Below are 11,724 nucleotides of genomic sequence, written 5' to 3' on the forward strand. Positions count from 1 at the left end.
TCCTCCCCGGCAATGACGAATAGGCCCAACCTTCACGTCCTCCCGAGGGTTGGCCAACCAAACGGCGCCCGCCGCACCTCCTCCCGCGGCGGGCGTTGTTTCTCCGGGGCAAACGAGTTTTGCTCCAAAGGGTTTCGCCCCTTTCAAAACGCGAAAGAGATTTCGTCAAAGCCGACCTCCTCCCCGGCGATGACGAATACGGTCGATCTTCACCTCCTCCCGAGGATCGACCCCCAAAACGACACCCGCCGGACCTCCTCCCCCGGCGGGTGTTGTTGTTTCAAGGGCAGGCTTCCCGACCGGTCATTTCCCGCTGCCGCCGCGCGGCAATTGCAATCGCCGCCCCAAGCGATTATTCCGGCGCTCATGAGCAAAAACCCTATCCATATCATCGGCGGCGGTCTCGCCGGTTCCGAAGCCGCATGGCAGGCCGCGCAAGCCGGCGTTCCCGTCGTGCTGCATGAAATGCGCCCGGTTCGCGGCACGGACGCGCACAAGACCGACGGCCTCGCCGAGTTGGTCTGTTCGAATTCCTTCCGCTCCGACGACGCCGAAAACAACGCGGTCGGCCTGCTGCACGCCGAAATGCGGCTGGCCGGCTCGCTGATCATGAGCGCCGGCGACGCCAACCAGGTGCCGGCCGGAGGCGCGCTGGCCGTCGATCGCGACGGTTTCTCCGACGCCGTGACGAAAAAGCTCGAGGCGCACCCGCTGATCACCATCCAGCGTGAGGAAGTGCCCGGCTTGCCGCCGGCGGACTGGGACCAGGCGATCATCGCCACGGGTCCGCTGACCGCGCCGTCGCTTGCCCAGTCGATCGCGGAAGCGACAGGCGCCGATGCGCTGGCCTTCTTCGACGCCATTGCCCCGATCATCCATTTCGACACGATCGACATGGACACCTGCTGGTTCCAGTCGCGCTACGACAAGGTCGGGCCCGGGGGCACCGGCAAGGACTACATCAACTGCCCGATGGACAAGGAGCAGTACCTTGCCTTCGTGCAGGCGTTGATCGACGGCCAGAAGACCGAGTTCAAGCAATGGGAAGGCACGCCCTATTTCGACGGCTGCCTGCCGATCGAGGTGATGGCCGAACGCGGCGTCGAGACGCTGCGCTACGGCCCGATGAAACCGATGGGGCTGACCAACGCACACAATCCTACGGTGAAGGCCTATGCGGTCGTCCAGCTGCGGCAGGACAATGCGCTGGGCACGCTCTACAATATGGTCGGCTTCCAGACCAAGCTGAAGCACGCCGAGCAGGTGCGCATCTTCCGCACCATTCCGGGCCTGGAGAACGCCGATTTCGCCCGCCTCGGCGGCCTGCACCGCAACACCTACATCAATTCACCGACGCTGCTCGATGCCTCGCTGCAGCTGAAGTCGCGCCCCGGCCTGCGCTTCGCCGGCCAGATCACCGGCTGCGAGGGCTATGTCGAAAGCGCGGCCATCGGCCTGCTCGCCGGCCGCTTCGCCGCTGCGGAAAGGCTCGGCCAGGCACCGTCGCTACCGCCGCTCACCACGGCTTTCGGCGCGCTGCTCAACCACATCACCGGCGGCCACATCGTTTCCGACGACGAACCGGGCAAGCGCTCCTTTCAGCCGATGAACGTCAATTTCGGCCTGTTCCCGCCGGTTGAGGCGGTAAAGACCGAAGGCAAGCGCCTGCGCGGCAAGGACAAGACGGTCGCAAAACGGCACGCCATCACATCGCGCGCCCAAGCCGATTGCCGGCAATGGTTGGGGCTGCCGGCTCCCACGACGCAAGCGGCTGCTGAATAATCTCCCGCTTAATGCGGCCGCACGTCCGCGATCGTCGGCTGCGGCAGCTTAAGCATCGCGCTTGCTGTCGCAAACACCGCATCGGCGATGTGGGAATGGCCTTCCGCTGTAGGGTGGAACGGGCCGCCCAGGCAGACCTCAATCAGGTCGAGCAAGGCCCATTGCGACGGCGGTGGCGGCGTACCGCTCGCCTTGGATTGCACGAACAGACAGATGTCGTTGATGGTGCGGAACCATCGCTCACGCGGCGCATAGGCGCGTGTGTCGCGGGATGCCTTGAAGTCTGCCTCGCGATGGGCCGAAAATGGTTCGAAATCAATCCATGTCTCCCGTCCCGCCCCATCGAGATAGTAGTAGGGCAGCATCAGGCTCTCGGCGGCGGTAACGCCGCCTGACTGCCGTTTTTGAGCACATATGCCGTGCTTCGCGAAAACCTCGCGCTGTGCATCGACGAAATGCCAGTTCCCGGCGCGGGCGGCATCGCGCGTGGCAGGATAAAGAACATTGTTGGCAAAATCGCTTACCGGGCGCAGCGTCGGCACGTCGATCGACAACACGCCACCCGCATTGAAGCCTTCCAGCCTCCCTCGCGGAGTGGCTTCGCCACAGAGCCTTCCATTTTCGTCGAACTCGATCTTCGGGAAGGCAGTCAGGACGACGTTAGGCATTCCACCGTTGGCTACGATCGGAAACGGCGCCAGCGCTTTACGCAGGGCGGCAAAGCGAGCAGGTAACTCCATCGCCCGCTTGCGCGCCACGGTCACATCGTGTGCCTTGGCAACCCGCGCAACGGTTCGGATGACTGAAGCACCAAGTGCCTCAGCGCGTATCTTGGTATTGAGGTTTGCGTATGGCGGCCTCGTTTTGGTCAGAACGTCGACGATGAGCGGTGTAAAGCCGACATCGTTTCCACCGATAGAAACGATCAACATGTCTATCGGTCGCAAAAACCGGCCGGGCTTGCAGTCCAGGAGCTTGGCGCTGCGCAAAATGTGTCCCCGCTCGTCGGTCAGCGGTCTATCAAAACTGACCGTGCGCGTTGCGTGCGCGCGCAGAAGATCATCGCGACACAACTCAATCATCAGACGATCGATCTGCGGCAAATCCCGACGTTGTCGGCCACCGGGCGAAAAGTAGGAATTGCTGACCGTCTCGACGCCGGCATAGGGAAACAACAATCCTTCCGTCACCTCGGCGCCGGAGCAGGCAAAGCCCAGAAATGTCACCGCGCTATGCTTGGGATCGGCAAGGGCGACCTGCAGCGCCGTGCGCAGATGGTAGCTATAGGCCGAACGATGGCATTTGCGGTCGAGCCAACCCGCCGGCACGTTCTGAAAACGGACCGGCAAGGAGTAAGCCGGGACGGATTTGATCGCCTGGGTATCGGGGTCATAGACGAAAGAGAGGTTGAGGTGCTTTCGCTTCGACAACGGATCGATCTCGACCGGCGTGTCAGGATTGCCCTCCCCTGACGAAAAACTGTCGCCGATGCCGGCGATGAGCCGGTCGCGAACCCAGATGGCGGGTTGCGACAGCCTGCTACCGTCGGGCAGATTCACCGACACATCGACACCGCGCGCCGCCTCTGGAATGTCCGGTTCGAAGGGAATGCGCGCCTTCACGATCGCGGTGCAGGGCTGCTCAGCTGTCGCCGAAAGCCGCCCGCGCCCGGCGATGAAGATCGGCCGTGCGGCTTCCCATCGGCACGTACCCGATGGCGCGTCTGTCACTGTGAAGAGCACGGTATGGCCTTGTGGGCGCACATAATCGGTGCGAAGGGCCGTTCCGAAACTGTCGCTGGTACAGGACGAATGCCACTGTTCTCGGCTGTCCCAGCAAGTGGAGCGGCGAAGATTGATGGGATTGGCCCAGCCACGTTCGGGCCGGCCCGCACCTTTTGGATTTGGATAAAGCGTGGTGTCTTGCTTGTACCATTCCCGCAACCAGCGCGGATCGTTGAGCAGCCGCTCCAGGTCGGAAACCGCTGTTGCGGTGAAGGCACCGCCATGCGTTGTCATGACCTCGGCCATGGCCTCGCGCTGCATGTCGAAATCGGTGGTTTCGGTGAAATACCGAAACGGATGCTCCACTCGCCAATCAATGGCCGGCGTCGCGTAAGCCAAAGTCGATGTCAATAAAAACAGGCAAGTGATTACAAGACGAAGCATGATCACCACCATAAAATATGACGGCAAAGCCTAGTACTTGGATTTCATTGTGTCAAATAAACAAAAGATTGCCCTTTACTTACTCCGCCCCCTGCTGACTCTGTGAAAGCGGCAGCCCCGGCTTCCCGGCCTCACATGGATTCCGTCTGACATAGGCAGCCTTAAGGCTCTCCGACGTATCGCGTGAGCCGTCATGGCTCCAGCCTGGCGGCTTGATCAGGTAGTTGATGCGATCACTCAGCGTAAGACCCGGCGCAAACGCATCCTTGAACATGCCGATCCACTCGTGGAACGCCACCTTCAGCGGATTGAAGGTGCCCAGATTCTTGACGATGCCATAGCGCGGCCGGTCCTCCTCCAGTTCCGGCACGAAGGTGCCGAACATGCGGTCCCAGATGATCAGCGTGCCGGCATAATTGGCGTCGAGATAGCGCGGATTGGTGGCGTGGTGGACGCGGTGATGCGAGGGCGTGTTGAAGATGAATTCGAACCAGCCCCACATCTTGCCGATGGTCTCGGTGTGGATCCAGAACTGCCAGACAAGGTTGAAGCCGAAGGTGAAGGCAATCACCGCCGGATGGAAGCCGAGCAGCACCAAAGGCGCCTGCAGCACGAACATGAAGGTGAACAGGCCCGTCCAGCTCTGCCTGAGCGCCGTCGACAGATTGTAGTGCTGGCTGGAGTGATGGTTGACGTGCTCGGCCCACACCCAGCGCACCCGGTGCGCGATGCGGTGATAGACATAGTAGCGCAGATCATCGAGCAGGAAGGCGGCCAGGAACACCCAGACCGACAGGCCGAGATTGAAGAATCGGAACTGCCACAACCACAGCAGCGCCCAGTAGGAGACGACACCGAGCAGCAGCCCGGCGACGACATTGCCGGTGCCCATCATCAGGCTGGTCAGCGTGTCGCGCGTCTCGAACGAGCCTTTGGCGCGGCCGGTGCGCACCAGCCAGAGCTCGATCAGGATGGCCGCGACAAAAAACGGAATGGCCAGCTGGGTGACCTGCGGAAAATCATAGCTGTCCATCACGCGGCCTCCTTGGTGGCATCTGACTGGCGGGCTTCAAGAGCCTTCCGCAAAGCTTGCGCATCACCGGCATTGGCGAAGCGGAAACGGCCGCCCTTCCAGGTAAAGTCCTTCAGCCCCATCAAAATAGTGCTCGTTTCTTCGGAACTGGACACCGAGACGTCCGCAGCGGTGACAATGCGCGTCAAAAAGCAGTCGCCGATGCTGTGGACGATGCCGACGCGCCCTCGTCCAAGGTGCAGGAACGCGGTCTTGGCATCCGCGGTCAGGTGGATTGCTCCAGCCGCTTCATCCGGAAAATCCTCGGCGAAACGGCGAAGCGCCTGATCCGGATCGATCAGCGTGGCCGTCTTGCTGCCGCCGGTGAAATGCACCGCGGCAACCGACAGCGCAATGCCAAGGACGACGATGGCGACCAGAACGGGCAAACTCATGGATTTCCTCCGCGCCGGCCTGTCGTCTTCAGCGACAGTTCCGGCGCGGCCGAATCCTTAGCACGATTGACGTTTACGTCAAAGTGCCGACCAGCCCTTGCTCGCCCGCCGCAACAGCAGCCAGTGCCGGCGCAAGACCGACAGCCGCGCGACGCCGTCGAGCGGCGAATGTCGCGAGCCTTCCATCTTGTCGAGATAGGCGCGCGACAGCGCCAGCGGCAGGAACGCCGGGCGCAACGATGCCGGCAACGCGGCAGCGCCCCGCTCGAAAGCCGAAAGGTGTTCGCGCGCCAGCGCGATCATTGCCGCCACCGCACGCCGCGCTCCGGGCCCGCCATCGCCGGCAACAAACTCTTCCGGCGACGACCCTGCCGCGGCCAGTACGTCGGCGGGAATGAAACACTGCCCGCGCTTGCGGTGCAGCGGCAGCAGAAGCAGCAGGCCGGTCATGGCCTGCGCACAGCCCGCCCTGCCCGCCAGCTCGGCAAAGCGGGGCGCCTCGGCGGGATCGAGCACCATAACCGCAAGCTGGATCAGCGCGGCCGCCGTCTCGCCGCAATAGCCTTCCAGATCGGTGCGCGACGGCATCGGATCGTCATAGAGATCGAAGATGCGTGCTTCGAGCATGTTGTCGAAGGCGAGCTTGGGCAGGCGGTTGGCGGAAATCGTCGCCTTCAGCGCGTCGGCGACGGGATGGCCGATGGCAGCATCCTCATTGTCGGCGGCGATGAGGTCACGCCACCATTGCAGCCGCACCTCGCCCGGCAACGCGTCATGGATGCGGTCGCGGATCCCGGCGATTTCGGCATTGAAAGCGTAAAGCGAAAACAGCGCGTCGCGCTTGTCGGCCGGCGCGTAGAGCACCGTCAGATACCGGTCATGGTCGGCGGCGCGCACCGCATCCATGACGATTTTGGCATTTTCGGACATATCAATCGACGGCGATGAGCGCGGCGGCCACGGCGCGGTCCTCCGCCAGAAGGACGTTGTAGGTCCGCACCGCGGCCCCGGTCGACATAGGGTCGGAGGCAATACCTGCCTCCTTCAGCGCCGCCCGCAGCGCCGCCGGCAATGGCCGCAAATCCTTGCCCATGCCGACCAGCAGGATCTCGACCTTGTCGGCCTCGGCGAGCAGTTTTTCGAAATCCGCCACCGTCAGCGCTGAAGCATCCGCCGGCTCCCAGCCATGGATGCCTGTGGGCAGGCACAGCAGCGAGCCGCGATGCGACATGTCGGCAAAGCGGAACCCGCCATTGCCGTAGGCCTCGATCGGCGCGCGGCCAGGAAAATGCGCCTCGCGGATGACGATGCCTTTGCCGGTCACCACTTTCGTCACCCCTTGGGGGCCGCGCGTCAGGTCGCGACCGCCTTGCCGCCGTTGACCGGCTTCTCCTCGTCGGCCGAAGCCTGGGGCCGCAGCTTGAACAGGATCAGCAGCGGTGCGGCGATGAAGATCGACGAATAGGTGCCGAACACGACGCCGAACAGCATCGCCATCGTGAATGAGCGGATGACTTCGCCGCCGAACAGCACCAGCGCCAGCAAGGCCAGGATCGTCGTCACCGAGGTGAGCGTCGTTCGCGACAGCGTCTCGTTGATGGCGTTGTTCAACAGCTGCGGCAGCGGCATTCGCTTGTATTTTCGCAGATCCTCTCGGACGCGGTCATAAACCACGATCGTATCGTTCAGCGAATAGCCGATGATGGTCAGGATCGCCGCCAGCGACGACTGGTTGAATTCAAGCCCGGTGATAACGAAGAAGCCGAGCGTCATGACCACATCGTGCACCGTCGCCACGATGGCGCCGACCGCGAACTGCCATTCGAACCGGAACCAGACATAGACCAGGATGCCGATCAGCGCGACCAGCATGGCGATGGTGCCTTGCTTGGCCAGTTCTCCGGAAACCGTCGGGCCTACGACCTCGACGCGGCGGAAATCATACTGGTCCTGCAGCTCGCCGCGCACCTTGTCGATGACGGTCTGCTCGGCATTCTCGCCGCCATCCTGCGTGCCGACACGGATCAGCACGTCGTTCGGCGCGCCGAATTGCTGCACCTGCACTTCGCCGATGTTGAGCTCCATCAATCGGCTGCGTATATCGCCGATATTGGCGTCGCCGCTCTTGGACTTGACCTCGATCATCGAGCCGCCCTTGAAGTCGATGCCGTAGTTGATATCGACCGTCATGAACAGCACGACAGACAGCACCGACAGGAAGCTCGACAGCGCGAACGTCCAGCGGCGGATGCCCATGAAGGGGATCTTGGTGCCCGGCGGAATGAAGGTCACCGGCGCCTTCGGCAGTTCCTTCGGACGGGCGCGACGCAGCCAGATCGACACCAGCAGGCGCGTGAAGGTGAAAGCGGTGAAGACGGTGGTCAGGATGCCGATGGCGTAGGTGATGGCAAAGCCCTTCACCGGGCCGGTGCCGAGATAGAACAGCACCACGGTCGCGATCAGCGACGTGACGTTGGAATCGACGATGGTCGCCAGCGCCTTCGAGAAGCCGGTGTCGATCGCCTGGATCACCGAGCGGCCGGCCCGTCGTTCTTCACGGATGCGTTCGTAGATCAGCACGTTGGAATCGACCGCCATGCCGATGGTCAGCACGATACCGGCAATACCGGGCAAGGTCAGCGTCGCCCCGAGCAGTGACAACAGGCCGACGATCATCGCCACGTGCACCGCCAGCGCGATGTTGGCAAGGAAGCCGAGGAAGCCATAGGCGACGAACATGAAGGCAACGACGAGGATCGAACCGATGATGCCGGCGACCTTGCCGGCATGGATCGAATCCTGGCCAAGGCCTGGACCGACAGTGCGTTCCTCGATGACCGTCAGCGTCGCCGGCAGCGCACCGGCGCGCAGAAGCACCGCGAGGTCGTTGGCGCTCTGGGCGGTGAAATTGCCTGATATCTGGCCGGTGCCACCGAGGATCGGTTCACGGATCTGCGGCGCCGAGATCACCTGGTTGTCGAGGATGATGGCGAACAGCTTGCCGACATTCTGCGAGGTCGCCTGGCCGAAGCGGGCGGCGCCCTTCGAATCGAAGCGGAATGAAACCACCGGCTCGTTGTTCTGCGAATTGTAGGTCGCCTGCGCGTCGACGAGGTTTTCGCCCGAAACGATGACGCGGTTTTCGATCAGATACGGAACCGGCGGATCATCCTGCGAATAAAGCACCGAGGAGCCCGCGGGCGGCCGGCCCTTGAGCGCGTCCTGGACCGGCATCGACTGGTCGACCATCTGGAAGGTCAGCTTCGCGGTCTGGCCGAGGATTTCCTTCAGCCGCTGCGGATCCTGCAGGCCTGGCACCTGGACGAGGATGCGGTCATCGCCTTGCCGCTGCACGATCGGCTCGGTGGTGCCGAGTTCGTTGACGCGGCGCTCGACCACTTCGATCGACTGCGCCAATGCGGTCGACGTGCGGTATTTGATGCCGGCGTCGGTGACGGTGAACTTGAGCAGGCCCGGCTCGGAATCATCCAGCGCCATTTCCTGGATGGAGCCGCCGGTGAACAGGCCGGCCGCGACCGGATCGGTCAAGGTCTTCAACGCCTTTTTTGCGGCGTCGAGCTGGGCCGGATCCGTGATGCGGACCTGCAAGGTCCGCCCGGTGCCGGCAAGGCCGGTATAGCCGATCTTGGCGTCACGTAGCAGCGTGCGGATTTCGTCGCGCGTCGTCTCCAGCCGATCCTTGATCAGATCGTTCTGGTTCATCTCCAGCAGAATGTGCGAACCGCCCTGAAGATCGAGGCCGAGCGTCATCTGCCGCTTGGGCACCCAGCTCGGCAGCTGGGCCAACGTGCTGGCGGGGAACAGATTGGGCGCGGCGAGGATCACTGTGATGGCAACGGCCACCCAGATCAGGATCATCTTGAAGCGCGAAAAATACAGCATATGGCGTCGTCCGTCAGAGCGTGTCCGCGGATCGCTCCGCCTGAAATTGGGTTACTTTTTGGCGTTCTGGTTGGCGACCGGTTCGCCCTTGACGCGAACATCGGCGATCGTCGAGCGCAGCGCCGTCACCTTGGTGCCACCGCCGAGGTCGATCTCGAGCTCGTTGTCGTCGATCACCTTCGTCACCTTGCCGACGAAACCGCCGCCGGTGACCACCGTATCGCCGCGACGGACCGCCGCCAGCATCTCGCCGCGCTTCTTCAGCTGCGTGCGCTGCGGGCGGATGATCAGAAAATACATGATCACGAAAATCAGGACAAACGGCAAAATGCTGATGAACATATCGGGAGAGGCGCCGCCAATGCCTTGGGCGTATGCCGGTGTCACGAACATCGAGGTACTCCTGAATTTTGAAAAACAGCCGCCAAACCGAGTGCTGTGGATTTTGGCGGCTTCGTGAAATTTGGCCGGAATATAGTCGGTAAAGTTGTCAATGCAACTGCGCGACCGACCAAATCGGCTGCTTTTCCGGCCTGTTCGCCCGTGTTAGAGCATGATCGCGAAAAGCGAGAGCCGGTTTACAGAAAAGATCACGCTCGAACAAAAGGTTGGGACCGGTTTCGAACCCGACGGATTCGAACGTGTCCCAGCTGCCCACCCCAGGAAACGAGCCAAAAGACCTGAAATGACCGACAGCACCATCGACGCCCTCAACAAGAAACTTGACCGCCTGATCGAGGCTGTCGGCCGCCTCGCCCCGCCGCCGGTGCCGGAAACCGACCTCGCAGAGGCCGAGTGCTTTGTCTGGCAGGCCGATCCCGGCTATCTGGAGCCGGTGCGCAAGGTCAACCGCGTCGACATCGGCCTGATCCGCGGCGTCGACCGTGTCCGCGACATCCTGGTCGACAACACAGAGCGCTTCGCCGCCGGCTTTGCCGCCAACAATGTGCTGTTGTGGGGCGCGCGCGGCATGGGCAAATCGTCGCTGGTCAAGGCTGTGCACGCCGAGATCAACGCCAGGGCCAAATCCGACCTGCCGCTCAAGCTGATCGAAATCCACCGTGAGGATATCGACACGCTGCCGAAGCTGATGGGTCTGCTGAAGGCCGCGCCCTTCCGCGTGATCCTGTTCTGCGACGACCTGTCCTTCGATCATGACGACACCTCCTACAAGTCGCTGAAGGCAGCGCTCGAAGGCGGCGTCGAGGGCCGCCCGGCCAATGTCATCTTCTACGCCACCTCGAACCGGCGCCATCTGTTGCCGCGCGACATGATCGACAATGAGCGCTCGACCGCCATCAACCCGTCCGAAGCGGTCGAGGAGAAGGTCTCGTTGTCCGATCGGTTCGGGCTTTGGCTCGGCTTCCACAAATGTTCGCAGGACGAGTATCTCGAGATGATCAACGGCTATGCCAGCCATCACGGCCTCGACATCGACCCCGAGCAGTTGCGTGCCGAGGCGCTGGAGTGGGCGACGACACGCGGCAGCCGCTCGGGCCGCGTCGCCTGGCAGTTCACGCAGGATCTGGCCGGCCGGCTTGGCAAGCAGCTCAAGGATTGAGGCGTGTCACTTGGGCGGCTGCGCCCGCCGCACGTCGCGCGGCGTCTGGCCGATCTCGCGGCGCATCCAATGCGCCAGATGTGACTGGTGCGCAAAGCCCGTCAACTCCGCAACCTCGCTGGTGCTGAGATCGCCTTGCCGCAGCAGGAGGCGCGCGCGTTCGACGCGGCGTCGCAACACGTAGCGGTGCAGGGTGACGCCCGTCGCCACCTTGAACCATGTCCGCAAGTGCGAGCTGCTCGCGCCGGCAACCCGGGCCAGTCGATCGATCGAGAGCGGCTCGTGGAGAGCGGTCTCAATGTGCTCCAGCACGCGCTTGAGCTGGACATCCGGCAAGCGGTTCGTTCGATTGATGTCTATATCATCCAGGCTGAGCAGCCTGACCGCGAGCGCGGCGCCAATGCTGTCTGCAAACAAAGAGCCACTCGGCGCGCCTGCATCGAGGTCGCTATGCAGTGCGCGAGCGAGATGTTCGATGCGCTGGTCACGAAGCAGATGGCGGGTGTCGAGCCGCGATACCGACCCCCTGCCGCCAAGTTCTGCCGCCACCCTTTCCATCAAGGCTGGCTGCAAGACGATCTCGACCGTATCGAACGGAGTTTCAGCCTCGAAACCGCCCTCCTCGCCGGCCGGCACCAGGTCGATATCGCCGGCGCGCCTGACGAAATAACGCCCGACCTGATTGCAGTAGGAGCGTGTCGCCGCGCTTGCGTGGACCATGATGCGATGGTGCGGCGCCCGCGACAGGCGGTGGACACCCGCATCGATATGCCGGGAGATCATCGCCACGTCGGATAGGGATCGGGCCGGAGCGGATTGTGGACGCATGCTCTCTCGATTCGT

10 protein-coding genes are annotated in these 11,724 nt (G+C 62.8%); 2 read left to right on the forward strand and 8 right to left on the reverse strand.

Annotation, left to right across the window (positions count from 1 at the left end):
* The first annotated feature begins 366 nt into the window (after nucleotides 1-366).
* A complete protein-coding gene (gene trmFO / locus AC1DPX_RS18990; protein ID WP_477238753.1) occupies nucleotides 367-1,782 on the forward strand; it encodes a methylenetetrahydrofolate--tRNA-(uracil(54)-C(5))-methyltransferase (FADH(2)-oxidizing) TrmFO in 1,416 nt (471 codons plus the stop codon).
* A gap of 8 nt (nucleotides 1,783-1,790) precedes the next feature.
* Here the strand turns inward: trmFO and AC1DPX_RS18995 are convergent, their stop codons facing one another.
* The 7 genes from AC1DPX_RS18995 to yajC all read right to left on the reverse strand — a co-directional run bounded on the left by AC1DPX_RS18995 (nucleotide 1,791) and on the right by yajC (nucleotide 9,713).
* Nucleotides 1,791-3,950 (reverse strand): SGNH/GDSL hydrolase family protein, encoded by a 2,160-nt coding sequence (locus AC1DPX_RS18995; protein ID WP_477238755.1) that lies wholly within the window; start codon nucleotides 3,948-3,950, stop codon nucleotides 1,791-1,793.
* A gap of 79 nt (nucleotides 3,951-4,029) precedes the next feature.
* Nucleotides 4,030-4,983, reverse strand: coding sequence for a sterol desaturase family protein (locus AC1DPX_RS19000; RefSeq protein ID WP_477238757.1), 954 nt, complete (start codon nucleotides 4,981-4,983; stop codon nucleotides 4,030-4,032).
* On the reverse strand, nucleotides 4,983-5,417 hold the full coding sequence (locus AC1DPX_RS19005) for a hypothetical protein (RefSeq protein WP_477238759.1): 435 nt from the start codon (nucleotides 5,415-5,417) through the stop codon (nucleotides 4,983-4,985). The genes AC1DPX_RS19000 and AC1DPX_RS19005 overlap by 1 nt, the downstream gene beginning before the upstream one ends.
* 78 nt (nucleotides 5,418-5,495) lie before the next feature.
* Complete coding sequence (locus AC1DPX_RS19010; RefSeq protein ID WP_477238761.1) at nucleotides 5,496-6,347, reverse strand: phytoene/squalene synthase family protein; 852 nt, start codon at nucleotides 6,345-6,347, stop codon at nucleotides 5,496-5,498.
* Nucleotide 6,348: 1 nt separating this feature from the next.
* Nucleotides 6,349-6,744, reverse strand: coding sequence for an Mth938-like domain-containing protein (locus AC1DPX_RS19015; RefSeq protein WP_477238763.1), 396 nt, complete (start codon nucleotides 6,742-6,744; stop codon nucleotides 6,349-6,351).
* Between the two features lie 26 nt (nucleotides 6,745-6,770).
* Nucleotides 6,771-9,320: a protein translocase subunit SecDF gene (secDF, locus tag AC1DPX_RS19020; protein ID WP_477238765.1), complete on the reverse strand. Its 2,550-nt coding sequence runs from the start codon at nucleotides 9,318-9,320 to the stop codon at nucleotides 6,771-6,773.
* A gap of 51 nt (nucleotides 9,321-9,371) precedes the next feature.
* Entirely contained in the window at nucleotides 9,372-9,713 is a 342-nt protein-coding gene (gene yajC / locus AC1DPX_RS19025; protein WP_010909882.1) for a preprotein translocase subunit YajC, read from the reverse strand.
* A gap of 292 nt (nucleotides 9,714-10,005) precedes the next feature.
* Here yajC and AC1DPX_RS19030 point away from each other — a divergent pair, with 292 nt between their 5' ends.
* Entirely contained in the window at nucleotides 10,006-10,881 is an 876-nt protein-coding gene (locus AC1DPX_RS19030) for an ATP-binding protein (protein WP_477238767.1), read from the forward strand.
* A gap of 6 nt (nucleotides 10,882-10,887) precedes the next feature.
* Here the strand turns inward: AC1DPX_RS19030 and AC1DPX_RS19035 are convergent, their stop codons facing one another.
* A complete protein-coding gene (locus AC1DPX_RS19035; protein WP_477238769.1) occupies nucleotides 10,888-11,709 on the reverse strand; it encodes a helix-turn-helix domain-containing protein in 822 nt (273 codons plus the stop codon).
* Nucleotides 11,710-11,724 lie beyond the last annotated feature (15 nt).

The organism is Mesorhizobium sp. 01N446, assembly GCF_056399285.1.

What these genes read in the sequence shown, in the direction of transcription:
- AC1DPX_RS19030 (WP_477238767.1), top strand. Translation starts at nt 10,006, where the DNA reads ATGACCGACAGCACCATCGACGCCCTCAACAAGAAACTTGACCGCCTG.
- AC1DPX_RS19010 (WP_477238761.1), bottom strand. Translation starts at nt 6,347, where the DNA reads ATGTCCGAAAATGCCAAAATCGTCATGGATGCGGTGCGCGCCGCCGAC.
- AC1DPX_RS19035 (WP_477238769.1), bottom strand. Translation starts at nt 11,709, where the DNA reads ATGCGTCCACAATCCGCTCCGGCCCGATCCCTATCCGACGTGGCGATG.
- yajC (WP_010909882.1), bottom strand. Translation starts at nt 9,713, where the DNA reads ATGTTCGTGACACCGGCATACGCCCAAGGCATTGGCGGCGCCTCTCCC.
- AC1DPX_RS18995 (WP_477238755.1), bottom strand. Translation starts at nt 3,950, where the DNA reads ATGCTTCGTCTTGTAATCACTTGCCTGTTTTTATTGACATCGACTTTG.
- trmFO (WP_477238753.1), top strand. Translation starts at nt 367, where the DNA reads ATGAGCAAAAACCCTATCCATATCATCGGCGGCGGTCTCGCCGGTTCC.
- AC1DPX_RS19005 (WP_477238759.1), bottom strand. Translation starts at nt 5,417, where the DNA reads ATGAGTTTGCCCGTTCTGGTCGCCATCGTCGTCCTTGGCATTGCGCTG.
- AC1DPX_RS19000 (WP_477238757.1), bottom strand. Translation starts at nt 4,983, where the DNA reads ATGGACAGCTATGATTTTCCGCAGGTCACCCAGCTGGCCATTCCGTTT.
- secDF (WP_477238765.1), bottom strand. Translation starts at nt 9,320, where the DNA reads ATGCTGTATTTTTCGCGCTTCAAGATGATCCTGATCTGGGTGGCCGTT.